This is a genomic window from Shinella sp. BE166 (assembly GCF_051201095.1).
Lineage (GTDB): Bacteria > Pseudomonadota > Alphaproteobacteria > Rhizobiales > Rhizobiaceae > Shinella > Shinella lacus.
In genome coordinates this window covers 658,685-681,917 of the sequence record NZ_JBPEHL010000003.1, presented here as the reverse complement: position 1 = coordinate 681,917, position 23,233 = coordinate 658,685, and the positions used below count along the sequence as shown (strand labels likewise).

General features: G+C 64.0%; 20 protein-coding genes. 9 read left to right on the top strand and 11 right to left on the bottom strand.

Annotation, left to right across the window (positions count from 1 at the left end):
* Nucleotides 1-108 precede the first annotated feature (108 nt).
* From J2Y63_RS10555 to J2Y63_RS10525, 7 genes are all read right to left on the bottom strand, one after another.
* Nucleotides 109-456, bottom strand: a complete 348-nt coding sequence (locus J2Y63_RS10555; protein ID WP_064333342.1) for a cupin domain-containing protein — start codon at nucleotides 454-456, stop codon at nucleotides 109-111.
* Nucleotides 457-485: 29 nt separating this feature from the next.
* Nucleotides 486-848: a cupin domain-containing protein gene (locus J2Y63_RS10550; protein ID WP_435266054.1), complete on the bottom strand. Its 363-nt coding sequence runs from the start codon at nucleotides 846-848 to the stop codon at nucleotides 486-488.
* Entirely contained in the window at nucleotides 841-2,133 is a 1,293-nt protein-coding gene (locus tag J2Y63_RS10545; RefSeq protein ID WP_435266053.1) for a nucleotide disphospho-sugar-binding domain-containing protein, read from the bottom strand. The genes J2Y63_RS10550 and J2Y63_RS10545 overlap by 8 nt, the downstream gene beginning before the upstream one ends.
* Nucleotides 2,134-2,146: 13 nt before the next feature.
* Nucleotides 2,147-3,199, bottom strand: a complete 1,053-nt coding sequence (locus tag J2Y63_RS10540; protein WP_435266052.1) for an ABC transporter ATP-binding protein — start codon at nucleotides 3,197-3,199, stop codon at nucleotides 2,147-2,149.
* Nucleotides 3,196-3,987 carry an ABC transporter permease gene (locus J2Y63_RS10535; protein WP_435266051.1) on the bottom strand — a complete coding sequence of 264 codons (792 nt, stop codon included), beginning with the start codon at nucleotides 3,985-3,987 and terminating at the stop codon, nucleotides 3,196-3,198. The genes J2Y63_RS10540 and J2Y63_RS10535 overlap by 4 nt, the downstream gene beginning before the upstream one ends.
* Nucleotides 3,984-4,784 (bottom strand): ABC transporter permease, encoded by an 801-nt coding sequence (locus tag J2Y63_RS10530; protein ID WP_435266079.1) that lies wholly within the window; start codon nucleotides 4,782-4,784, stop codon nucleotides 3,984-3,986. The genes J2Y63_RS10535 and J2Y63_RS10530 overlap by 4 nt, the downstream gene beginning before the upstream one ends.
* 166 nt (nucleotides 4,785-4,950) lie before the next feature.
* A complete protein-coding gene (locus J2Y63_RS10525; RefSeq protein ID WP_435266050.1) occupies nucleotides 4,951-6,009 on the bottom strand; it encodes a polyamine ABC transporter substrate-binding protein in 1,059 nt (352 codons plus the stop codon).
* Nucleotides 6,010-6,211: 202 nt separating this feature from the next.
* Between J2Y63_RS10525 and J2Y63_RS10520 the strand changes: the two genes are divergently transcribed.
* The 5 genes from J2Y63_RS10520 (at nucleotide 6,212) to J2Y63_RS10500 (ending at nucleotide 11,817) form a co-directional block, all read left to right on the top strand.
* A complete protein-coding gene (locus J2Y63_RS10520) occupies nucleotides 6,212-7,153 on the top strand; it encodes a GntR family transcriptional regulator (protein ID WP_435266049.1) in 942 nt (313 codons plus the stop codon).
* 5 nt (nucleotides 7,154-7,158) lie between these two features.
* Nucleotides 7,159-8,448 (top strand): glycosyltransferase, encoded by a 1,290-nt coding sequence (locus J2Y63_RS10515; protein WP_435266048.1) that lies wholly within the window; start codon nucleotides 7,159-7,161, stop codon nucleotides 8,446-8,448.
* 17 nt (nucleotides 8,449-8,465) lie between these two features.
* The gene (locus J2Y63_RS10510; protein WP_435266047.1) at nucleotides 8,466-9,947 is read left to right on the top strand and encodes an aldehyde dehydrogenase family protein; all 1,482 of its coding nucleotides are present in this window, start codon (nucleotides 8,466-8,468) and stop codon (nucleotides 9,945-9,947) included.
* A 183-nt stretch (nucleotides 9,948-10,130) separates the two neighbouring features.
* The gene (locus J2Y63_RS10505) at nucleotides 10,131-11,372 is read left to right on the top strand and encodes an AGE family epimerase/isomerase (RefSeq protein ID WP_435266046.1); all 1,242 of its coding nucleotides are present in this window, start codon (nucleotides 10,131-10,133) and stop codon (nucleotides 11,370-11,372) included.
* A gap of 28 nt (nucleotides 11,373-11,400) precedes the next feature.
* On the top strand, nucleotides 11,401-11,817 hold the full coding sequence (locus J2Y63_RS10500) for a DUF3307 domain-containing protein (RefSeq protein ID WP_256116785.1): 417 nt from the start codon (nucleotides 11,401-11,403) through the stop codon (nucleotides 11,815-11,817).
* Here the strand turns inward: J2Y63_RS10500 and J2Y63_RS10495 are convergent.
* Nucleotides 11,814-12,710 carry a hypothetical protein gene (locus J2Y63_RS10495; protein WP_435266045.1) on the bottom strand — a complete coding sequence of 299 codons (897 nt, stop codon included), beginning with the start codon at nucleotides 12,708-12,710 and terminating at the stop codon, nucleotides 11,814-11,816. The two genes, J2Y63_RS10500 and J2Y63_RS10495, sit on opposite strands and share 4 nt — an antisense overlap.
* 276 nt (nucleotides 12,711-12,986) lie before the next feature.
* On the opposite strand from J2Y63_RS10495, the gene J2Y63_RS10490 reads away from it, so the two are divergent.
* The 4 genes from J2Y63_RS10490 (at nucleotide 12,987) to J2Y63_RS10475 (ending at nucleotide 17,897) form a co-directional block, all read left to right on the top strand.
* Nucleotides 12,987-14,036: a helix-turn-helix domain-containing protein gene (locus J2Y63_RS10490; protein WP_435266044.1), complete on the top strand. Its 1,050-nt coding sequence runs from the start codon at nucleotides 12,987-12,989 to the stop codon at nucleotides 14,034-14,036.
* A 68-nt stretch (nucleotides 14,037-14,104) separates the two neighbouring features.
* Complete coding sequence (locus J2Y63_RS10485) at nucleotides 14,105-15,478, top strand: transaminase (RefSeq protein WP_435266043.1); 1,374 nt, start codon at nucleotides 14,105-14,107, stop codon at nucleotides 15,476-15,478.
* Nucleotides 15,475-16,863, top strand: coding sequence for a glutamine synthetase family protein (locus J2Y63_RS10480; RefSeq protein ID WP_435266042.1), 1,389 nt, complete (start codon nucleotides 15,475-15,477; stop codon nucleotides 16,861-16,863). Before J2Y63_RS10485 ends, J2Y63_RS10480 begins: the two co-directional genes overlap by 4 nt.
* A complete protein-coding gene (locus J2Y63_RS10475; RefSeq protein WP_435266041.1) occupies nucleotides 16,863-17,897 on the top strand; it encodes a histone deacetylase family protein in 1,035 nt (344 codons plus the stop codon). The genes J2Y63_RS10480 and J2Y63_RS10475 overlap by 1 nt, the downstream gene beginning before the upstream one ends.
* 7 nt (nucleotides 17,898-17,904) lie before the next feature.
* On the opposite strand, the gene J2Y63_RS10470 is transcribed toward J2Y63_RS10475, so the two are convergent.
* From J2Y63_RS10470 to J2Y63_RS10460, 3 genes are all read right to left on the bottom strand, one after another.
* A complete protein-coding gene (locus J2Y63_RS10470; protein WP_369431635.1) occupies nucleotides 17,905-19,047 on the bottom strand; it encodes an alpha-hydroxy acid oxidase in 1,143 nt (380 codons plus the stop codon).
* 221 nt (nucleotides 19,048-19,268) lie between these two features.
* Nucleotides 19,269-20,312, bottom strand: coding sequence for a class II fructose-bisphosphate aldolase (gene fba / locus J2Y63_RS10465; RefSeq protein WP_435266040.1), 1,044 nt, complete (start codon nucleotides 20,310-20,312; stop codon nucleotides 19,269-19,271).
* Between the two features lie 243 nt (nucleotides 20,313-20,555).
* Entirely contained in the window at nucleotides 20,556-23,204 is a 2,649-nt protein-coding gene (locus J2Y63_RS10460) for a DNA translocase FtsK (RefSeq protein ID WP_435266039.1), read from the bottom strand.
* Nucleotides 23,205-23,233 lie beyond the last annotated feature (29 nt).

The following is a 23,233-nucleotide window of genomic DNA, read 5'->3' as shown; positions in this document are numbered from 1 at the left end:
GGGATGCCGCATGTGCGGCGCTGGCGAATACCCCCTCAACGGTCACATCTCCCCTTCTCCCCGGCGGGGAGAAGGTGCCCCGAAAGGGGCGGATGAGGGGGTATCCTGCTACCGGATCATGTAGACCTTCTTCACCGTCTCATGGACCGTGCATTCGCCCTTCCAGTCCTTCGGAAAGAACGCAGCCGTATCCGGCGTGATCTCGATCACCTCGCCGCTTTCATGCACATAGGTGCACCGGCCTTCGAGGAAATGGCAGAACTCGTCGCTGGTGACGTGGCAGAACCATTTGCCGGGGGTGCAGATCCACAGGCCGCTCTCGGACTCACCGTTCGGGCCTTTGTAGATGACCTTGCCGGAGGTGCGGCTTTCGCCCTCGATCATGGTGGGGATGACGCCCCAGTCCTTGAGGTCGGTTTCTTCGAGCGGCTTGCGCATGAGTGGGGTTGCGGTCATTTGGGGTTTCCTTTCGGTTTTTTCTCGCGTCAGGCCAGCATGTAGATGTTGCGCATGGTCTCGATGACAGTGCATTCGCCGGTCCAGCCAGCCCGAAACAGGACGACGGTTCCGGCCTCGACTTCGATCACCTCGCCATCATCCGAGCGATAGACAGCCCTGCCCGCCACGAAATGGCAGAATTCGTCGCGTGGGATCGACAGCCGCCAGCGGCCGGGCGTGCAGACCCAGATGCCGGATTCCGGCTGGTTGTTCGGCCCCTTGAAGACGAGGCGGCCGGAGGATTTGGACTGGCCTTCCAGGCTGTCCGGCTGGCTGCCCCAGTCGACGAGGTCGGAAAAGGTCGTGGCCTCGTAGATATGCGGCGCAGAGGATTTCGTCGTCTCAACCATTGTAGGCGCCCGTCTTCACGAGTTCGTCGAGAATGCCGGCGGCCTTTTTCGGGCCGTTGCGCGCCTGCATATGCGCACTGGTGGCGGCGAGGCGCGTCTTCATGGTCGGGTTGTTGACGCAAGCATCGAGCTTTGCCGCAAGGTCTGCATCCGTCCAGTCGTAGCGCGGCATCTTGAAGCCGTGGCCGGTCTCGTCGACGCGCGTTGCATTGTCATGACCATCCCAGACATAGGGCATGATGATCGCCGGCTTGCCGAAATAGAGGCATTCCGTGAACGAGTTGTTGCCGCCGTGATGGATGACCGCATCGACCTGCGGGATGACGGACGGTTGCGGAAACCAGCTGTCGACGATGATATTGCCCGGCAGATCCTCATACTGGTCCTTGTAATCGCCGACATTGACCAGCGCGCGATAGGGCAGCTTCCCGATCGTCACGATCAGGCGCTTCAGGAGATCGGTGTCCCCTGCCCCGAGCGAGCCGAAGGAAATGTAAAGCAGAGGCTTGTCGTTGTTCTCCGCAAATTCCGGCACCTCATAGGGCTTCTCCTTGCGCACGCAGCCTTCGAGATACTGGAACTGTTTTGGATCGAGCGGATGCTCGCGCTCGAACTTCACTGCCTCCGGATAGAGCAACAGGTTCATGAAGGGCGAGGCTTCGAAGAACTGGCCGATCGGATAGGCCGCCTCGCCGTTCTCACCCAGGAAGCCGTTGAAGTCGTCATGGATCGGCTTGATGACGTCGTTGAAGTGATCGCGATAGGCGGCATGGCCGGCGAAATCCTTCTCGCCGCAGCCGGAGAGATGCGGCGGGATTTTCGGGTCCTCGATCTCGTTTTCCGAGCAGGAGATGATGCGCACCCAGGGCTTGCCGTACTGCTTGATCGCCGGGAAAAGGATGACGTTGTCGACGCAGATGAGGTCCGGCTTGATCCTGGCCAGCACGCCCGGCAGGTCCTTTTGCGCCCATTTGGCGCTGTCGACGATCGCCGTCCAGCAGTCCTTCACGTAATTGTCGACCTGGTCGTAAGGCGATTTCCGGAAATTCGGGATGTGGCCGTTGATGAAGTCCTCCCAGAATTTCGCCATCTGCTCCGGCGGCATGGGCTCGGAGAGGTTCACCGCATGCGCCTCGAAGCCGTAGCCTTCATAGACGGAGACGAAGCCGGGGTCGGACAGGAAGACCGCCTTGTGGCCGAGCGCCTCGACGGCTTGGGCGATGCCGACCGAGTTCAGCGCCGGGCCGAAGGCCGCTTCCGGGAAGAATGCTATCGTCTTGGACATGGTGTTTCCCTCTTTATGCATTGAAGAGCCGGCATTTCGCCGGGTCGATCTTGAGGCTCAGCGCGTCGCCGATCTTCCAGTTGCCCGCCCCGCTTGCGGGAATGCGGACTTGAAGCGGTGTCTCGGAAGCCGCCGTTTTGACATGCAGCACCCGGTCGAGCCCGTGATAGGCGATGTCGGTGATCATACCGGCGACCGGATGATCGCCCGGCGGGCCGATAACGACGTTTTCCGGGCGGATGGCGAGCGTCGCCGGTCCGGCTTTTGCGCCCGCGGCCTTCACCTGCAGGCCTTCAGCCGCGAAAACGCCATCGGCGCCTACCTTGCCGTCGATGAAATTCATCACGCCGATGAAGTTCGCGACGAACCGGTCGGCCGGCCGCTCATAGACTTCCTCCGGCGCCCCGACCTGCAGCAGGCGCCCGTCCTTGAGGATCGCCATGCGGTCGGCCATCACCAGGGCCTCTTCCTGGTCGTGCGTGACGATGATGAAGGTGATGCCGGCCTCGTGCTGCATGCGCTTCAGCTCAAGCTGCATGCGTTCGCGCAGCTTCTTGTCGAGCGCGCCGAGTGGCTCGTCGAGCAGCAGCACCTTGGGGCGCTTGACCAGTGCGCGGGCGAGCGCCACGCGCTGCTTCTGGCCGCCGGAAAGCTGCTCCGGCTTGCGGTCAGCGAAGGGCGTGAGGTCGGTCATCGCCATGGTCTCGTCGACCCGGCGGCGGATTTCGGTCTTGGCGAGCCGCTCCATTTCGAGCCCGTAGGAAAGGTTCTGCCGCACCGTCATATGAGGAAACAGTGCATAGGACTGGAACATCAGGTTGAGCGGCCGCTTTTCCGGCGGCAGCGGCGAAATGTCCTTGCCTTCAAGCAGGATGCGGCCGGTATTCGGGCTCTCGAAGCCGGCGAGCATGCGCAGGAGCGTGGTCTTGCCGCAGCCGGACGGACCGAGCAGGGCGAAAAACTCGTTCTCACGAATATCGAGCGAAACATTGTCAACGGCCGTCACCGGCCCGAACGACTTGCCGACGCCCTCGATGCGCAGGATCGGGTTGCTCGATGAATTCATGGGACCTGCTGTTCTCTGTTGAGCCATTGCGAGATCAGGAGCGCCGTCGCGCTGACACCCATGACGATGGTGGCGAGCGCGTTGACCTCCGGCGTGATGCCGAAGCGGATCATCGAATAGATCTGCATGGGAAGGGTGATGGACGAGCGCCCGGCGCCCGCCGTGAAGAAGGCGATGATGAACTCGTCCACCGAAAGCGTGAAGGCGAGCAGCGCGCCCGCGACGATCGACGGCAGCAGCACCGGGAAGGTGACGCGCCAGAAGGTCGTCCAGCCGGAGGCGCCGAGATCGCGCGAGGCCTCGACGATGGAGAAGTCGAAATGTTTCAGCCGTGCGCGCACCACCGAGCAGACGAAGGCAAGGTCGAAAATGACATGGCTGATGATGATCGTGTGCAGCCCCATTGCCAGGCCGAGGCGCGAGAAGAAGGTGAGCAGCGCCACGGCGAGCACGATATCGGGAATGACCATCGGCGCGAAGGCGAGCGCTTCCAGCCCGTTGCTCTTGCGCCTCCGCGTTTCCATGCCGAGCGCCAGCAGCGTGCCGAGCACCGTCGAGATGACGGTTGCGAAGACGGCGACGATCAGCGTGTTCCAGGCCGCGCGCAGGATATCGGTGTTGGCGAGCAGCGCACCGTACCAGCGGGTGGAAAAGCCGGACCAGGAGGTCGGAAGGCCGCTGTCGTTGAAGGAAAGCAAAACCAGGACGGCGATCGGCAGGTAGAGGAAGCCGAAGACCAGCACGAGCACGATGCGGCCGGGCAGCTTGTGCGACAGCGCGGCACTCATCGCTCCGCCTCCGCTTTCCGCTCGCCGGAGGCATGCGCCGTTGCGCGGGCTTGCAGCAGCAGAAGCACGATCATCGTGAGGATCAGCGCCGCGCCGAGCGCCGCCCCGAAGGGCCAGTCATTGGCGGTCAGGAACTGGTCGTAGACGAGGTTTCCGACCATCTGGAACCGCCCGCCGCCGAGCAGCGCAGGGGTCACGAAATTGCCGATAGAGAGCACGAAGACGAAGACGCCGCCGGCCGCGACGCCCGGCAGGGTGAGCGGCAACGTGACGCGCAGGAAGGTGCGGACCGGGCCGGCGCCGAGATCGCGCGAGGCCTCCATCAGTTCCGGGTTCAGCCGCGACAGTGTCGAATAGATCGCGAGGATGACGAAGGGCAGGTAGTTGTAGACGAGGCCGGTGATGACGGCGCTCTCGGTGTAGAGCATCGAGAGCGGCTCACCTGTATAGCCGAGCGTGCGCAGCAGATTGTTGATCAGGCCTTCACGGTTGAGCAGCACGATCCAGGCATAGGTGCGGATCAGGTAGTTGCTCCAAAAGGGCAGCACGGCGAAGAACAGCAGGATCGGCTGCGTCATTCTGGGTGCGCGCGAAATCGCGTAGGCGGCCGGATAAGCGATGAGGATCGCGACGACTGTCGCCGCCAGCGCGATGCGGGCGGAATTGAGAAAGATCTTCGCGTAGAGCGGATCGACGACGCGGGCGAAATTTTCCAGCGTGAACGTATATTCCACCCCACCCCAGACGCCGCGCTGGAAGAAGGCATAGCTCAGCACCAGCAGGCACGGCACCACCATGAAGGCGACGAGCCAGGCGACGCCGGGCGCGGCGAGCGGGGTCGGTCTGGTGGCGTTGAAAGACACTATTTCACTCCCGCGGGGCCGCAACCTGCACCCGCGCATCGATGGATTCAGGACTGGAATTGCCCGTGGCGGCGTGAACCGCCACGGCAGGGGCGCGCGATCAGTTCGCGGCCTTGATCTCGCTCACGATGCGCGAATAGTCTTTCTGCGCGGTGCCGAGGTCACGCAGCAGCTCGTATTTCACGAGGTCGGCCGGGGCCATCGCCATGTTCGGATATTGCTCGGCCAGCGCCTTGTCGAGGCTTTCCATCGCGGCCTTGTTCGGCACCTTGTAGAGAATGTTCTGCGCGGCCCAGGCGTGGTTCTTGGCGTCCAGGATGAAGTTGATGAACTTCATCGCGGCTTCCTTGTTTTCCGAGCTCTTCATCACGACGATCGTGTCGATCCAGAGGTCGGAACCCTCCTTCGGCACGACGAACTTGATGGCCTTGTTCTCGGTGATGCCGTAGTTGCACCAGCCGTCCCAGGCCTGCACCAGCGAGGCTTCCCCTGAAACGAGTTTGGAATAGAAGGTCGTGTCGTCATAGGCGAGCAGGGTCTTCTTCGCCTCGACCAGGAGGTTCTTCACCTCTTCCAGCTTCGCCAGGTCCTTCTCGTTGACCGAATAGCCCTTGGCAAGCTCGCCGGCCGCCATCAGCCAGCGGTCGGTGGCGAGCATCGTCGTCTTGCCCTTCAGCGCATCGGTCGGCTGTAGCAGGTTCATCCAGCTGTCCGGCGTGCCTTCCACGAGGTCGGAGCGGTAGCAGAGGCCCGTCGAACCCCAGGTATAGGGCACGGAGAAGGTGTTGCCGGGGTCATAGGCAAGCGTGGTCGCCTCCGGATAGAGGTTGGCGAGGTTCGGCACGGCCGCCTTGTCGATCGGCTCGGCAAGGCCCTGCCCGTTCAGGATTTCGGCGAAGGGCGAGGAGACGAAGACGACGTCATAACCCTTGCCGCCGCTCGCCATCAGCTTGCCCATCACCTCTTCGTTGGTGGCGTGGTTGACCACCTCGATCTCCAGCCCCGTCGCGGCCTTAAAGGCATCGGCGATGTCGGGCGCCATGTAGCCGTCCCAGTTCGAGATGACGAGATCGGCGGCGGAGGCCGCGCCCGCCGCTAGGCATGCGGCAATGAGTGCCGCGGCCGCTGAGGTCGCAGTCAGTCGGTTCTTCGCGTTCACGGAAGACTCCCTTGTTCGATTGTTCCAACCTCTTCGACGGGCGCGCCGGTTCTCCGGTCTCATTCCTGTCGGAGTGGCAGTATTATTTATAAAAAAAATACGTCAATAGGCTTTGGCGATTTTGTGCACGGAAACGAAATCCCGTGCGGCGGACTTGCGAAAAGCGGGCGCAAAGGGCAGCATGCGCGGCGATAGATGTGAGATGCCGCAGATGACCCCGGAGCCGAAGCGCACCAATTTTCGCCATGTCGAACTGGCGCAAAAAATACTGGACGTCGCGGGCGAGCGCGGCATGGTGCCCGGTGAGCGGCTTGCCGAACAGGCGCTGGCCTCCCTCTGCAACGTCTCCAGAACACCAATCCGCAAGGCTTTGCAGATACTTGCCGAGCGTGGCGTGGTGACGGCGGATGCCGAGGGTGGGTATCTCCTGGCCGTGGACCCGGTGGCGACAGCGCGCCTAGAGGACACAGCGGAGGGCGATGGCGAGAGTGAAATCTACGCCGGGATCCTGCGCGATCTTTCCGCCGGACGCATCACGGAGAACCAGACGGTGGCCGCTCTCCAGCGTCGTTATGACGTCTCGCGCCAGATGGTACAAAACGCGCTGATGAAACTGGCGGAAGAAAACCTCGCCGAGCGCGGCGCCGGGCAGCAATGGTTGCTAAAGCAGTTTGCGATCAGCGGCGATGCAGCGGCGAAGAGCTATGAGTTTCGGCTTGCGACCGAGCCGCTCGCGCTGACCCTGCCGGATTTCAAGCGCGATATCCCGGCGATGACGGCGCTGCGCCAGTCCATGCTCATCCTGCGCGGCATGAACGAGACGAGCTTCGACCGAAAGCTCTTCGACCGCACGGATTTCGATTTCCACTTGCTGATCGCGCGCTCCTGCGGCAATCCCTTCATGGCCGAAGCGCTGGTCAACCACCATCGCCGCCGCCGCGCCAGTCCGCCTGCCGGCCATGTCAATGCCTTCCGGCTGATGCAGTCGAATCTCGAACATATCCAGATCCTTGAGCAGATCGAGCGCGGCCAGATGGAGCTTGCCGCCGATCTGATGCGTGTGCATATACAGCTCTCCCAATCGCAGCGCCCCCGGCTTGCCGGCCGCGGCGTTCCCCCCGCCTTCAAGCTTGTCGTGCGTTAGCCCCCATGGCGCCAGCAAAGACCATCGCCCTGTTTCCCGAAGCGAGCTACGGCGCGGCGCTGAACTGCGTCGGCATCGCGCAGGAGCTGCGGCGCCTGGGCCTTCGCCCGGTCTTTATCTGCCATCCGGGTTTTTCCGGCGTCTTTGCCGAATATGGGTTTGCCGAATATCAGCTCTCGGACGCCGAGGCCGGCGGGCCGACCGACTGGACCGATTTCATCGAACGCCACCAGGATGCCTTTCGCCAGGCGCCGCTCGACCAGCTCGAAAGTTATGTCGGCCCGACCTGGGAGGCGATCGTCGACACGGCGATGCGGGTGGAAGAGCCGCTGCGCCAGCTTCTCGCCCGGCTGAAGCCCGATGCCATCGTGCTCGACAACGTGGTGATGTTCCCGGCCATCGCCAATGCCGGCGTGCCCTGGATCCGCATTGTCTCCTGTGCCGAGACCGAGATTCCGGACGAAAACGTGCCGCCTTATCTCTCCGGCTGCGGCGACGATGAGCGCGCGGCCTGGGCAACCTTCGCCGCCGGCTACCAAAAGACCATTGCGCCAGCACACAAGCGGTTCGCCGACTTTCTTGGCGACTGCGGCCTCAAGACGCCGTCTTCACCTAATTTCCTCGACCCGTCGCCCTGGCTGAACCTGCTGCTCGCACCTGAAATCATCCGGCACGAGCGCCATCAGCCACTCGATCCAAAAACCTTCGTCTTCCTCGACGGATGCGTGCGCCACGAAGCGCCCTATACGCCGCCGCGTTTTGCCAGCCACAACGAAGCGCCGCTGGTGCTGACGAGCTTCGGCTCGCTGGGCGCGATGGACGTGGCGATGATGAAGCGCATGATCGGCGTCTTCGCCACTTTGCCATACCGTTTCCTCGTCAATGCCGGGCATTGGCGCGACGACTATCGCGAGGTGCCGGACAATGTCTTTATCGACAGCTGGTTCCCGCAGCCCTCGGTGGTCGAGCAAGCGGGCCTCTTCATCCATCACGGTGGCAACAATTCCTTCTGCGAGGCGCTCTATTACGGCGTGCCGTCGCTCGTCATGCCTTACTGCTGGGACGGTCACGACAATGCGGCGCGCGCCGCGGAAACCGGCGTCGGCCAGCGGCTCGCAAGATACGACTGGAGCGACGCCGAGCTTGCGGCCGCAATCAAAGGCCTGCTCGGAGACACGGCCATGCATGCGCGCCTGAAGGCGAATGCAGCAAAGATGCACAAGGCGGCGGGCGTAACGCTGGCGGCGGAGGAAATCGTGCGTGTCGCGACTGGTGCTGCACGGGCCTCCAGCTAAAGAACGGGAGACAGGGGATGCGCGAACAACTCTTCATAGACAGCAAATGGGTGTCACCTGCGAAGGGCGGCACTTTCCCGGTCATCGATCCGGCGACCGAGGAGGTCGTGCATCACGCCCCGGCCGGCACGGCCGCGGATATCGACGCCGCGGTTCAAGCGGCGCGGCGGGCTTTCGATGAAGGTCCGTGGCCAAAAATGTCCGGCAAGGAGCGGGCCGCCGTGCTGCGGCGCATCTCGGAGATCATCCTAGCCCGCAAACACGAGCTCGCCCGTCTCGAAGTGATCGACAACGGCAAGCCGATGCCGGAAGCCGTCTGGGACATGGAGGATACGGCCGGCTGCTTCTCCTTCTATGCCGGCCTTGCCGAAGAGCTGGACGACAATCCGGAAGAGACGATCGCGCTCGCCGAGCCGCGCTTCTCCTCCAAGGTGGTGCGCGAGCCGATCGGCGTCTCGGGCGCGATCATCCCGTGGAACTATCCGCTGCTGATGGCCTCGTGGAAGGTGGCGCCGGCGCTCGCCGCCGGTTGCACCCTGGTGCTGAAACCCTCCGAACTGACGCCGCTCACCGCGCTGGAACTCGGCGCTATCGTCACGGAGGCCGGGCTTCCGGCGGGCGTGCTCAACATCGTGACGGGGCTCGGCCCTGAGGCCGGCCAGCCGCTCTCCGAACATCCCGGCGTCGACAAGCTCGCCTTCACCGGCTCGGTGCCGACGGGTGCCAGGATCATGGCCGCCGCCGCGCGCGACATCAAGAATGTCAGCCTCGAACTCGGCGGCAAGTCGCCCTTCGTCGTCTTCGCCGACAGCGATATCGAGAAGGCGGTCGAGTGGATCCTGTTCGGCATCTTCTGGAACCAGGGCCAGGTCTGCTCTGCGACCTCGCGCGTGCTGGTCGAGGAAAGCCTCTATCCGGCGCTTCTGGAGCGGCTCGTCGCGGAAGCGGCAAAGATCCGCATCGGCAATGGGCTTGAGGAGGGAACCTTGCTCGGCCCGCTCGTCTCGAAGGACCAGTACGACAAGGTTCTCGCCGCAATCGAACGCGGCAAGGCGGAGGGCGCGACGGTTGCCGGCGGCGGCGAGCGGCCGGCAGGGCTCGACACCGGCTATTTCCTCGAACCGACCATCCTCACCGCCATGGCGGAGGACAGTTTCGTGTGGAAAGAGGAAATCTTTGGGCCGGTCGTCTGCGTAAAGCCGTTCAAGGACGAGGCGGACGCGATCCGCATGGCGAATGACAGCCGTTTTGGCCTCGCCGCCGCCGTCATGTCGAAGGACAAGGCGCGTTGCGAGCGGGTGGCGCGGGCGTTTCGCGCCGGCATCGTCTGGATCAACTGCTCGCAGCCCACCTTCACCGAAGCGCCGTGGGGCGGCTATAAGCAGTCCGGCATCGGGCGCGAGCTCGGCCGCTGGGGTCTCGCCAACTATCTGGAAGTCAAGCAGATCACCTCCTTCAACAGCGACGAGCCCTGGGGCTGGTACATCAAACCCGCCTGAGCGTGGGTTGCGACGCCAGCCGTTCTGGGCCATAAATCCCCTCCCCACCTGTCGAGGCCAGCCGTCATTGCGAGCGTTGCGGGCCGTGCGTGATCTTCACGCCACGGTATCTCTCCCCGCGCTCCGGCTGTCCAAGGCTCAAGGGCACGATAAATGCGGACCGATCAAAAAGGAGAACGCATCATGGGCGCAACGGGACATCTTGGCACGGCTTGGCGCAAGCGCGACTATCACCGCCAATGGCTCTGGCGGGAAGCAAACCGCCTGTTCGATTTCTTCCAGAACCGGGCCTTCAATCCGGTCGGCGGCTTCCACGAGCTCGATGCGGACGGTCGTCCGCTCAATCCCGGCAATCCGGTGCGCGGCATCCATTCGACCGCCCGCATGGTGCATTGCTTCGCCATCGGCAGCCTGCTCGGCCGCCCCGGCTCCGATGATATCGTCGACCATGGCATGAAATATCTCTGGGAAAAGCACCGCGACCAGGAGCGCGGCGGCTACCATTGGTCGCTCGACAATTCCGGCCTGCTCGATTCCAGCAAGCAGGGCTACGGCCATGCCTTCGTGCTGCTGGCCTCGTCCAGCGCCAAGCTCGCCGGCCACCCGGATGCCGACCGCATGATCGCAGACGTCACCGAAATCCTGGAGCGGCGCTTCTGGGAAGGCAAACACGGCGCGATCGCGGAAGAATTCGATGCCGACTGGACGCCGGTCCCCGGCTATCGCGGCCAGAATTCCAACATGCATCTGACGGAAGCCCTGATGGCCGCCTTCGAGGCGACCGGCGAGAAGAGCTATCTCGACAAAGCGGAAAGCATCGCCGACCTCGTCATCCGCCGCCGCTCTGGCGAAAACGGTTTTCGCGTGCCGGAACATTTCGACGAGAACTGGGTGCTCGACAAGGAGTATCGCGGCAACGAGATGTTCCGCCCCTCCGGCACCACACCCGGCCATTGGCTGGAATGGGCGCGCCTCATCCTCCAGCTCTATGCGCTTGGCGGCAAGAAGCACGGCTGGATGTCGGAAGCGGCCAAGGCGCTCTTCGCGCAGTCCATCGCGCTTGGCTGGGACAAGGAGAAGGGCGGCTTCTTCTACACGCTCGACTGGAACGACGAGCCGGCAAAGCGCAACAAGCTCTGGTGGCCGATGGCCGAAGGCGTGGGGGCCGCGGCCTTCCTGGCGGAACACCTGCCGAGCGACTTCCACGAGACCTGGTATCGCAAGATCTGGGATTCGATCGCCCGCCATTTCCTCGATCAGGACCGCGGCGGCTGGCATGAAGAGCTCACCGAGGATCTTCTGCCAAGTTACACCCTGTTCGCCGGCAAGGGCGACATCTATCATGCGCTCCAGGCCTGCCTCATTCCGCTCTATCCGGCGACGGGCAGCCTGACCAAGGGCATCATCGAGGCAGGCGGCCGATAAGGCCGTCTGTCGATCGGACGGGAGCGGAATGATCGATATACCCGACCAGATCTCGACTGTGTGGATCGCCGCCGCCTCGGTGGCGTTCCTCGTCAAACATTTTTTGGCGGATTTCGTCTTCCAGACGAGCCGGATGGTGGTGGGTAAGGACCGGCCGGTGGGCTGGTTCAAGCCGCTGGCGATCCATGCCAGCGTGCACGGCGTGATCACCGCCATGCTCTTCCTCGTCGTGTCGCCGCCGCTTGCCTGGCTCGGCCTCGCCGATGCCCTGGTGCATGGAACCATCGACCGGCTGAAAAGCATCGCGACGCGGCGCCAGAAACTGACGCCGGGCCAGACGACATTCTGGTGGTTCTTCGGCGCAGACCAGACGCTGCACCACCTGACGCATGTGCTGCTGGCGATCCTTCTCGCCGCCGCAGGCTCCGGGGGTTCCGCGGGTTAGGCGGCAGCGGCGGGCTGCACCTGCGCTACCGCCTCGCGCAGCAGCAGGTCCGTCAAAGCGAGTTTGTCGGCAAACCAGCGGTCTGCGGCATGCCACATCGTCGGCGTCAGGCGGATGTCGTGGCCGCCGCGGGCTGTGGTGGTCACCAGGCCGGCATCGCGTGCCGCTTCGACGATACGGCGGACATGGGTGCGCGAAACGCCGGTCTGCGTGGCGAGACGCTGGTATCCGGTGGAAATGGAGTTGTCGCCGCTCTCCCGGCCGCCGCGCAGCAGAAGCAGCAGGATCATGTAGCCGCAATCATGGGCGAAGAACGGCGCCAGCGGCAGATGCCGGCGAATGATGCGGCTGAGGCCTGGCAAAAGCGGCAGCGTGGCGCGCCGCATGCCGCGATGCAGTTCCGCGGGCAGCGGCCCCCTGCGTCCATCCGTCGGCGAAAGCCCGAAATCCGACAATCCATCGACGAGAAGCCCGAGGATGCCCGCATCGCGCGCCAGAAGGGCAGCACTCGGCACGAGCAGGCGCACCCGCCGGTCCGAGGCATGCGGCTGCTGCGTGAGGAACCCGTATTTGCGCAGGCACGAGACCTGCGCCTCGACCCGGTTGCGGCTGGCCACGCCAAGCTCGGTGACCTCGCGCTGGAGACGCCCGAGCGTCAGCCAGGTGGAGGGCTGTGCCATGTCCTGACTGGCATGGAGCGACAGTGCGGCGAGATAACAGAGGAACCGGCCTTCTTCCAGGATCAGCCGGTTGAAGAGGTGGTTGCCCTCATAGAGCGCGAGCTTGCCGGCAATCAGCCGGTCCCTCGTCTCTGCAAAACCCGGTGCGCTTAAGAATTCGAACGGCGGCACCTTGAATGCCACCGAGCCATCGTCAAAAGAAATCTGGTCCATGCCTGCTGTACCCCAAATACGAATCGGCACGCCTTGTTATGTTCTTGTCACGGTGCCGCAGGCCCGAATGGACCCTTTATTTTCCATGGGGTTGCAGTGTGGGGAAACTGTCAATTGTATTACTTAGCGCAACCCGCAATATGAGACGGGGGGACAAAAGAATGAGACGCCTTGCCAAGCCTTCAATTGCGGTGCGCTGGTGAATTTTCGGGAACCTTCGACCGTACCCATCCTTTGATAGGCATGTTGTCCGTTGTCCCAGCATCGTGAGAGAGAATGAGTTCTGCTGCCAAGCTGCCATCCAACTCCGTGCTTGCCGAAGCCGGCGCGGATTGTCGTCGCAAAAGCCAGCTCTTTGCCGAGACGCTCGATCCTGTCTTCGGCACGACCATGGCGACACCGGAAAAGATTACGGATTTCCGCGCGGGGCTTTCGACTTATTTCATGGGGCCGGCCGTGTTCTTCGTCGCGGATCTGCTCGGCACCACCTATACCTTTTCCCGTGATTCCGAGCGCATCGCCCGCAGCGGCCTCGACCTCATCTTCGTGCAGAAGACGCTGGAGGGCAGCGATGTGCGCACCGTCAACGGCGAGACGATGCTGGTGGAGGCGGGCGACATCTCGATCTTCGACCTCTCGCGCCCGATGCATGCCGAGACACAGTATTGCCGCAATCTTACCCTCGCTTTGCCGCGCCATTTGCTGTTCAGCAAGGATGTGCAGAACGATGCCCTGCACGGCCTCCTTCTCAAGCGCTCGACAAGTAGCGCCCGGCTGATCGGCAGCCATCTGCGCGCCCTTTTCGAGGATCTTGCGGATATCAGCCAGGAGGAAGCCCCGGCGATCGTCACGGCCACCGCCAATCTCGTGACGAACCTCGTCGGCCCGCAGGTCGCCGATCGCAGCCTTCCCTCGCCCACGGTGCGCGGTGCCGTCATCATGCAGATCCGCCGTTATATCGAGCAGCACATCGCGCTGCCGGATCTCGGCCCGGATCATCTGTGCAAGATGTTCGGCCTGTCGCGCGCCTCGCTGTACCGGCTGTTCGAGCCGATCGGCGGCGTCACCGACTATATCCGCACCCGCCGCCTGCGTGCCGCCTTCGACATGCTGGCGAACGAGCGCCATCGCACCGTCGGCGAGATCGCCTATGCTTGCGGCTTTGCCGATATTTCCGCTTTCTCCCGCGCCTTCCGCCACCAGTTCGGCATGAGCCCGAGCGAGGTGCGCGATATGGGCGGCGGCATGCCGCATGCCCGTGGCTCCGCCGATAGGCAGGCGGCCACCTCCGTGCACGACTGGCTGCGCATCGTCAGCGCTTTGTAGCCATCTTGTCGTTTGACACTTGAAATCACATCAACCAATATGTGATCACATTTCATTGGGGGTACGGCATGGAGAGGGCGAACCTGGAGGCGCGCGCCCGCGCGCTCATCGAGGCGGAAGCGGAGGTTTTTCGCGCACGGCGGCCGCGCTGCGCAGCCGCGCATGACGAAGCGGGATCGGGCTTCTTCGACGGCGTGCCGCAGCATTGGATGCTCGACTGGCCGACCCCCTTCCCGATGGTCGTCGACCAGGCGAGCGGCGTCGAACTCGTCGATCTTGACGGCAACCGCGTCGTCGATGTCTGCCTGGGCGATACCGGCGCGATGTTCGGCCACGGCCCGGCGCCTGTGCTGGAAGCGCTGAAGAACGCCGGCACGCGCGGCCTTACCACCATGCTGCCCTCCTCCGATGCGCAGGCCGTCGGCTACCTGCTCGTCGAGCGCTTTGGCCTGCCGCGCTGGCAGCTCGGCGCTACCGCAAGCGACGCCAACCGTTTCGCCATCCGCATCGCTCGCGCCGTGACCGGCCGCGCCAAACTGATGGTCTTCGATGGCTGCTACCATGGCGCGGTGGACGACACGCTGGTCGATCTCGTCGACGGCAAGACCATCTCCCGCCGCAACTTGCTTGGCCAGGTCCGCGACCTCGGCGAGCTGACTGTCTCCATCCCCTTCAACGACGAGGCGGCGCTCGAAAAGGCGCTCGCGGCGCACGACATTGCCTGCGTGCTCGCCGAACCGGTGATGACGAACTGCGGCATGATCCCGCCCTCCCCCGGTTTCCACGACGTGTTGCGTCGCCTGACGCGCGCGGCCGGCACGCTGCTGCTCATTGACGAGACGCACACCATCTCCACCGGGCTTGGCGGCTACACGAAGGTGCATGGGCTCGAGCCCGACCTGATCGTGATGGGCAAACCGATCGGCGGTGGTGTTCCTGTCAGCGTCTGGGGCATGAGCCAGGCGATTTCCGACCGCCTGCATATCATCCGCCGCGAGCAGAGCGGCCACGGCCATTCCGGCATCGGCACGACGCTTTCCGGCAGCGCCTTGCAACTCGCCTGCCTGCGGGCCTGCCTGGAACACGTCATGACGGAAGATGCCTACCGCATCATGCAATCCCGCGCGGATCGCATCGAGACAGGCTTCAAGTCGGCGATCGCCGCGGCCGGCCTCGACTGGACGGTTTCGCGCGTCGGCGCCCGGCTGGAAGTCGTCTTTTCGCCCGTGCCCGTGCGCAATGCCGAGGAAGCCCGCGCGGCCGCCTCCGACACGATCGAGGCAGCCCTGCACCTCTCCATGTTGAACCTCGGCTATCTGCTGACCCCCTTCCACAACATGGTGCTGGTCAGCCCGGCGCTTTCCGAAAAACAGGCCGATGGCCTCGTCGAGGCCTTTGCGACCGTCATCGGCCGCCTTGCAGAACGGAGGGCCGCCGCGTGAGCCGCGATCTCGCCACACGGCCACCGGAGGCCGCGGATATTGCGGAGGCCGAAGCCTTCCTCGCCGCCCATCCGGACATTACCGCCTTCGATCTCGTCCTGATCGACCTCAACGGCATTGCGCGCGGAAAAATCATCCGCCGGCACGAGTTGCTGCCGATCTTCCGCTCCGGCCGGCATCTGCCCGGCTCCATCCTCGGTCTCGACGTGACCGGCGAGGATGTCGAGGAGACCGGCCTCGTCTGGTCGGATGGTGATGCCGACCGCCGCGCTTGGCCGGTCGCCGGCTCGCTCGTACCGCTCCCCTGGACATCGCCGCAGCGTGGCGAACTGCGCCTCGCGTTGTTCGAACTCGACGGCGTGCCGATGGCCTGCGACCCGCGCCATGCGCTGGCGCGACAGGTGAAGCTGCTCGAAGCCGATGGTTTCCATCCCGTGCTCGCCTATGAGCTGGAATTCTACCTGCTCGATCGCGAGCGCACCGCTGAGGGCCAATTCCAGCCGCTGCGCCTGCCGCTCTCCGGCGAGCGGCCGGATGGCATCCAGGTCTATGGCGTGACGGAACTCGACCGGCTGGAACCCTTCATCGACGCCGTCTATCGCGGTGCCGAGGCGCAGGGCCTGCCCGTCGAGACGATGATTTCCGAATATGCCCAGGGCCAGTTCGAACTGACGCTGCGCCACGGCAATGCGCTGCGCGCCGCCGACGATATCGTCATGCTCAAGCGCCTGATCCGCGCCCTCGCCGTGCGCCACGGCATGATGGCCTGCTTCATGGCCAAACCCTTCGCCGGCCGCGCCGGCTCGGGCATGCATGTGCATGCCAGCCTCGCCGATGCCGAGGGCACGAACCGCTTCGCCGACCAGGGCGAGGCGCTCTCGCCCGTGTTGAAACACGCCGTCGCCGGCCTGCTGGAGACGATGCAGGATTCCATGCTGGTCTTCGCCCCGCATTTCAATTCCTGGCGCCGTTTTGCAGCTCAGAGCTACGCGCCGACCACACCCACCTGGGGCACCAACAACCGCAGCGTCGCCGTGCGCATTCCCGCCGGCTCCCCCGCTGGCCGCCATCTCGAACAGCGCGCCGCCGGCATCGATTCCAACCCCTATCTGGTCGGCGCGACCGTGCTCGCCGGCATGCGCAAGGGCATTCTCGCAAAAGCCGATCCCGGCCCCGAGACGACAGCCTATGCCGAAACCGCGGGCGACGACCTGCCACCGGACTGGCGCAGCGCCATCGAGACGGCGACTCGCTCCGCCTTCCTGAAGGAGGCGCTGGGCGAACGCCTGCACCACGTCTTCCTCGCCCTGAAGCGCGCCGAATACCGCCGCTTTGCCGCCGAAGTGACGGCGCTCGAACGCAGGTTTTATGGTGAAGTCGTCTGATGAAAACCTTCTACACGGCAGACCATCACCTGCATCACAGCGGCATGGAGCTTTCCTTCGGCCGCATCGTCGAAACCTTCGAGAAGCCGGTACGCGCCGAAATCGTGCTGCGGCGCGTAAACGAGGTCGGCCTCGGCCCGGTCATCGAGCCGCCGTCCTACGAGCGTGCGGTGATCGAGCGCATCCACACGCCCGACTATCTCGATTTCCTCGAAACCATCTTCGCCGAATGGCGCGCTGCCGGCCGAGACGGCGAGGTCTGGCCCTATAGCTGGCGCCACCGCTCCATGCCGATGATCGACGCCCCGCCCTCCGGCCTCGATGCCCGCCTCTCCTACTATTCCTTCGACATGGCCGGCTCGATCACCGAAACCACGTGGCAGGCCGCAAAACGCGCCGCCGACACCGCGCTCGCTGGCGCCGATGCGGTGCTCGCCGGCGACCGTGCCGCCTTCTCGCTCTGCCGCCCACCCGGCCACCATGCCGGCCGCGATTTCTTCGGCGGCTACTGCTACCTCAACAACGCCGCCATCGCCGCCCAACGCTTCCTCGACAACGGCCACGCCCGCGTCGCGATCTTCGATATCGACTACCACCACGGCAACGGCACGCAGGAGATCTACTACGACCGCGACGACGTGCTGCTCGCCAGCCTGCACGGCGACCCGGATTTCGAATTCCCCTTCCACCTCGGCTACGCCCGCGAACGCGGCGCCGGCAAGGGCGAAGGCTACAACCTCAACTATCCGCTCCCCGCCGGCACCGCCTGGCCCGAATGGCAGGCGGCCTTCGAAGACGCCCACGAAAAGATCCGCACCTACGCCCCGACCGCCCTCATCATCTCCCTCGGCGTCGACACCTTCAAGGACGACCCGATTTCGAAATTCAAGCTGGAAACCGAGCACTTTTCGACCATCGGCCGCCGCATCGCCGATTTCGCCTTGCCGACGCTCTTCGTCATGGAAGGCGGCTATGCCGTCGACGCACTCGGCATCAATGCGGTGAATGTGTTGCAGGGTTTTGAGGGCGGCTGAGGCGCCCTCACAAATCCTTGTGCAGGTTGTTGCGCGACAGGTTCTTTACATCCCGCTCGCCGCACAGCGCCATGGTCACGTCGAGTTCCTTGCGGATGATTTCGAGTGTGCGGCGGACGCCGGCCTTGCCGCCGGCGCCGAGGCCGTAGAGGAAGGGGCGGCCGATATAGGTGCCTTTGGCGCCGTAGCAGAGCGCCTTCAGCACGTCCTGGCCGGAACGGATGCCGCCGTCGAGATGGACTTCCATCTTGTCGCCGACGGCGTCGACGATGCGCGGCAGCATGCTGATCGAGGAGGCGGCGCCGTCGAGCTGGCGGCCGCCATGGTTGGAGACGATGATGGCGTCCGCGCCGCTATCCAGCGACATGCGGGCATCTTCCTCGTCCAGAATGCCCTTGAGGATCAGCTTGCCGCCCCAGCGGTCGCGGATCCACGCGATATCCTTCCAGGAGAGCTGCGGATCGAACTGTTCCGAGGTCCAGGAGGACAGTGACGAGAGGTCGCCCACACCCTTGGCGTGGCCGACGATGTTGCCGAAGGTGTGGCGCTTGGTGCCGAGCATGTCGAGGCACCAGAAGGGGCGGGTCGCCATCTGCCAGAGATGTTTCGGCGTGAAGCGGGGCGGCGCGGAGAGGCCGTTGCGCAGGTCCTTGTGGCGCTGGCCGAGGATTTGCAGGTCGAGTGTCAGCACCAGCGCCGAGCAGCCGGCCGCCTTGGCGCGGTCGATGAGGTTGAGGACGAAATCCCGGTCCTGCATCACGTAGAGCTGGAACCAAAAGGGCTTTGACGTGACGGACCGCACATCCTCGATCGAGCAGATACTCATCGTCGACAGCGTGAAGGGCACGCCGAATTCTTCCGCGGCCTGTGCGGCGAGCATCTCGCCATCGGCGTGCTGCATGCCGGTGAAGCCGGTCGGCGCGAGCGCGACGGGCATCGAAACCTTTTCGCCGATCATCTCGCTTGCCAGCGACCGGTTGGTCATGTCGACGAGCACGCGCTGGCGCAGCTTAATCTTGTGGAAGTCGTCCTCGTTGGCGCGGTAGGTGCCCTCCGTCCAGGCGCCGGAATCCGCATATTCGAAGAACATTTTTGGCACGCGGCGGCGCGCCTGGTTCTTGAGGTCTGCGATCGTCAGGGCCTGGTTCACGCTCATGCTGTCCGTCCTCGCACCGTCCGGCTGTTCCGGGATCACATTCTTTTACGAGGCGGCACACCCGCTCGCAACGGAAACGTTAGAGCGAAGTCGCACTCATATGAATGAGGTATTCACGCATAAATGATAGGGAAGTGCTGTCAATGCGGATTCAGCGCGATGGCGGCCACCCGCCAGGAAAATCGCCCTCCCGATGGTGTGGGAGGGCGAAAGTCTTATGCCGTGGCGTAGAATTTCGCCATGTCGGGCAGGCGCTTGACGCGGATGCTGGAGGCCTTGCCGGCGGTGCGGAAGGCTTCGAAACGCTCGCGGCAGACTTCCGTCATGCGGGCGGTCGCCGGCTTCAGGTAGGTGCGCGGGTCGAAATTGTCCGGCTTTTCCTTAAAATTCTTGCGGATCGTGCCCGTCATGGCGAGGCGAAGATCGGTGTCGATATTGACCTTGCGCACGCCGAGCGGGATCGCCTTCTGGATTTCGGAGACCGGCACGCCCCAGGTCTGCTTCATCTCGCCGCCATAGGTGGTGAAGAGGTCCTGCAGGTCCTGCGGCACCGAGGAGGAGCCGTGCATGACGAGGTGCGTGTTCGGCAGCTTCCTGTTGATGTTGGCGATCGTTTCGATCGAGAGGATGTCGCCGTCCGGTGCGCGGGTGAACTTGTAGGCGCCGTGGCTGGTGCCGATGGCGACCGCAAGCGCGTCGACGCCGGTCTTGGAGACAAAGTCGAGCGCCTGGTCCGGATCGGTCAGCAGCTCTTCGCGGGTCAGCTTGCCCTCGAAGCCGTGGCCGTCTTCCTTTTCCCCAGCGCCGGTTTCCAGGTTGCCGAGACAGCCGAGTTCACCTTCGACCGAAACGCCGGCCGCATGCGCGATCTTCACGACTTCCGCCGTGACGTCGACATTGTATTCGTAGCTGGCGATCGACTTGCCGTCGGCGAGCAGCGAACCGTCCATCATGACGGAGGTGAAGCCGTTGGTGATGGCCGAGATGCAGGTGGAGGGCTGGTCGCCGTGGTCGAGGTGCAGGCAGACCGGGATATGCGGGTATTCTTCGGCCGCACCCAGGATGAGGTGGCGCAGGAAGGCGTCGCCGGCATAGGCACGCGCACCGCGGCTCGCCTGCAGGATCACCGGGGAATCCGTCGCATCCGCCGCGCGCATGACTGCCTGGATATATTCCAGGTTGTTAACGTTGAATGCGGGCAGTGCGTAGTCGTTTTCCGCTGCGTGATCGAGCAATTGCCGCATGGTGATCAATGCCATTCCTGTCCTCCTTGGATGCAGTCTTCACGGGTCGGCGGCACTATTCACACATCGTCCGCCATATGCAACAGGCCTCAAAGACGGCACTGTAAGCCAAATCGATTAAATGGCGCGCGTGGAATAAATTTCCCGTGGACATGGCAAAAATCCGGCCCGCGGGTGCAGGCCGGATCCGGAAAATCCATCGGATTCAAATAAGTAGGACAATTGCCCGGCCGCTGGGCACATGCGGCCGGGAAAATCTCATTCCGCGTCGTCGGCTTCCGGTGGCGCCTGGAAGCTGCCCCGCTCGCCGCTGATGATCTCGCGCTTGCCGACATGGTTGGCGGGGCCGACGAGACCTTCCTTCTCCATGCGCTCGACGAGGGAGGCGGCACGATTGTAGCCGACGGCGAGACGGCGCTGGATGTAGGAGGTTGAGCACTTGCGGTCGCGCATGACGACCTTGATGGCCTTTTCGTAAAGGTCGTCGCCGTCTTCGGCACCCATGTCACTCTTGTCGAAGACCGCGCCGCCGCTGGCCGGCTTTTCGTCCTCGTCGTCCTCTTCCTCGGCGGTCACCGTTTCCAGATATTCCGGACGGCCCTGCGCCTTCAAGTGCAGCACGACCTTTTCGACTTCCTCGTCGGAGACGAAGGGACCGTGCACGCGCGAAATACGCCCGCCGCCGGCCATGTGTAGCATGTCGCCCTGGCCGAGAAGCTGTTCTGCTCCCTGCTCGCCCAGAATGGTGCGGCTGTCGATCTTCGACGTCACCTGGAAGGAGATGCGGGTCGGGAAGTTCGCCTTGATCGTGCCGGTGATGACGTCGACCGAGGGACGCTGCGTCGCCATGATCAGGTGGATGCCGGCGGCACGCGCCATCTGGGCAAGCCGCTGGATCGCGCCTTCGATCTCCTTGCCGGCCACCATCATCAGGTCGGCCATCTCGTCCACGATGACGACGATATAGGGCATCGGATCGAGGGCGAGTTCCTGCTCCTCGTTGATCGCCTCGCCGGTTCCCTTGTCGAAACCGGTCTGCACGCTGATGGTGATCGTCTCGCCCTTGTCGCGCGCGCCGGCCACACGGTTGTTGTAGCCGTCGATATTGCGCACGCCGAGGCGCGACATCTTGCGGTAGCGGTCCTCCATCTCGCGCACCGCCCATTTTAGCGCCATGACGGCCTTCTTGGGATCGGTAACGACGGGGGTCAAGAGATGCGGGATGCCGTCATAGATTGACAGTTCCAGCATTTTCGGATCGACCATGATCAGGCGGCACTCTTCCGGGCGGAACCGGTAGAGCAGCGACAGGATCATCGTGTTGATGGCGACGGACTTGCCCGAGCCGGTGGTGCCTGCGACGAGCAGGTGCGGCATCTTCGCGAGTTCGGCCACCACCGGCTCGCCGCCGATCGTCTTGCCGAGGCAGATCGGCAGCTTGTAGCCGGACTTGGCGAAATCGGCCGAGTCGATCATCTCGCGGAAATAGACCGTCTCGCGCGTCTGGTTCGGCAGTTCGATGCCGATGACGTTGCGGCCGGGCACAACGGCGACACGGGCCGACAGCGCTGACATGGAACGGGCGATATCGTCGGCAAGGCCGATGACGCGGGAGGATTTCACGCCCGGCGCCGGCTCGAATTCATAGAGCGTGACGACCGGGCCGGGGCGGACGTGGATGATCTCGCCGCGGACGCCGAAATCTTCCAGCACGCTTTCAAGGAGGCCGGCATTCTGCTCCAGCTGTTCCTGCGTCAGCACGAAACCGACGGTGCGCGGCGGCTCCTGCAGCAGCTCGCGCGGCGGGTATTCGTAGGCATCGCCGGCAGGCGCCGCCAGGGTGACCTGGAACGGCTTGGCGCGGGAGAGCACCGAGGACGGCATTTCGCGCACGGGCTCGACGACGGCGGCAGGAGTGATGACGACCGATGCGGGCTTGATCTCGGCTGCGACCGGGACGATTTCCGCCACGGCTTCGATGACGGGCGTTTTGACCGGCTCGGCCTTCGCCTCGGCTACGGCAACGACAACGGTCTCAGTGACCGGCTGGCGGGCAACGGGTGGGCGGCATTCGACCACCCGGAAGAGCGCGGTGATGGAGTTCGGCTCGTCCCGCTTTTTCGCAGGCACGGGCATCGTGACGGCGACCGGCGGGGCGGGCGTCGGCGCTGGCATGCGCACGACGGTGGCAGCCTTCTTTACCGGCATTTCGGATGCGTCCTCGTCCGGAACCAACGTTTCCCAGAAGGCATGGTCGGAGAGATGGGCGAACCGGCTGATCGCGGCGCGCACGTCCGCCTTGGCGACCGGTTTTGCGACCGCGACGGGTGCCGGCAACGGCACGGCGGGCTTGTAGACGACGGCGGCATCGGCGGGCGTGCCGGTCGTGCCGGCGGCAACGACGGCCTGGACCAGCGGCGGCACGGGCTCGGCCGGAGCGGCGGCCTGCTGTTCCTCGAAACGGCGGCGGCGATCGTCGAGCGCTTCGCGCAAACGCTGAAGCAGTTCCGATTGGGAGAGCTGCGCCGCCTCGGAAAGTTTCGTGGCCGGCACGGCCTGTTCGACGACCGGCTCGGCCTGCTGCACCTCTTCGGCAGCCGCCTCTTCGATCTTGGCGGCGACCTTGTCCGGGGTGCGCGTGAAGCGGACGTTCGGGGCCATGTAGAAGTGGCTTTCCCAGCTTCCGTCGGCATATTGGCCGGGGTCGTAGCTTCTCAGCGCCGGCGAGCGGAATCGCGGGCGATAGTCCTCATCGTTGGCAACCGGCTCGTCTGCCGCATGCCACTCTTCAGCCTCCGGCACAAATTCCGGCAAGGCATTGTTTTCATGGGTGTAATACGGCGCTTGCGCGTCGCTTTCCCCTTCGGTCTCTAGGATGGGATAGAAGTTTGTTCTGGAAATACGCATGAACCTGCAAACTCGACGATCATTGCCGA

Excerpts from the sequence above, each read along its gene's own strand:
- J2Y63_RS10555 (WP_064333342.1), bottom strand. The coding sequence starts at position 456 with ATGACCGCAACCCCACTCATGCGCAAGCCGCTCGAAGAAACCGACCTC.
- J2Y63_RS10550 (WP_435266054.1), bottom strand. The coding sequence starts at position 848 with ATGGTTGAGACGACGAAATCCTCTGCGCCGCATATCTACGAGGCCACG.
- J2Y63_RS10545 (WP_435266053.1), bottom strand. The coding sequence starts at position 2,133 with ATGTCCAAGACGATAGCATTCTTCCCGGAAGCGGCCTTCGGCCCGGCG.
- J2Y63_RS10540 (WP_435266052.1), bottom strand. The coding sequence starts at position 3,199 with ATGAATTCATCGAGCAACCCGATCCTGCGCATCGAGGGCGTCGGCAAG.
- J2Y63_RS10535 (WP_435266051.1), bottom strand. The coding sequence starts at position 3,987 with ATGAGTGCCGCGCTGTCGCACAAGCTGCCCGGCCGCATCGTGCTCGTG.
- J2Y63_RS10530 (WP_435266079.1), bottom strand. The coding sequence starts at position 4,784 with ATGGTGGTGCCGTGCCTGCTGGTGCTGAGCTATGCCTTCTTCCAGCGC.
- J2Y63_RS10520 (WP_435266049.1), top strand. The coding sequence starts at position 6,212 with ATGCCGCAGATGACCCCGGAGCCGAAGCGCACCAATTTTCGCCATGTC.
- J2Y63_RS10515 (WP_435266048.1), top strand. The coding sequence starts at position 7,159 with ATGGCGCCAGCAAAGACCATCGCCCTGTTTCCCGAAGCGAGCTACGGC.
- J2Y63_RS10510 (WP_435266047.1), top strand. The coding sequence starts at position 8,466 with ATGCGCGAACAACTCTTCATAGACAGCAAATGGGTGTCACCTGCGAAG.
- J2Y63_RS10505 (WP_435266046.1), top strand. The coding sequence starts at position 10,131 with ATGGGCGCAACGGGACATCTTGGCACGGCTTGGCGCAAGCGCGACTAT.
- J2Y63_RS10500 (WP_256116785.1), top strand. The coding sequence starts at position 11,401 with ATGATCGATATACCCGACCAGATCTCGACTGTGTGGATCGCCGCCGCC.
- J2Y63_RS10495 (WP_435266045.1), bottom strand. The coding sequence starts at position 12,710 with ATGGACCAGATTTCTTTTGACGATGGCTCGGTGGCATTCAAGGTGCCG.
- J2Y63_RS10490 (WP_435266044.1), top strand. The coding sequence starts at position 12,987 with ATGAGTTCTGCTGCCAAGCTGCCATCCAACTCCGTGCTTGCCGAAGCC.
- J2Y63_RS10485 (WP_435266043.1), top strand. The coding sequence starts at position 14,105 with ATGGAGAGGGCGAACCTGGAGGCGCGCGCCCGCGCGCTCATCGAGGCG.
- J2Y63_RS10475 (WP_435266041.1), top strand. The coding sequence starts at position 16,863 with ATGAAAACCTTCTACACGGCAGACCATCACCTGCATCACAGCGGCATG.
- fba (WP_435266040.1), bottom strand. The coding sequence starts at position 20,312 with ATGGCATTGATCACCATGCGGCAATTGCTCGATCACGCAGCGGAAAAC.
- J2Y63_RS10460 (WP_435266039.1), bottom strand. The coding sequence starts at position 23,204 with ATGCGTATTTCCAGAACAAACTTCTATCCCATCCTAGAGACCGAAGGG.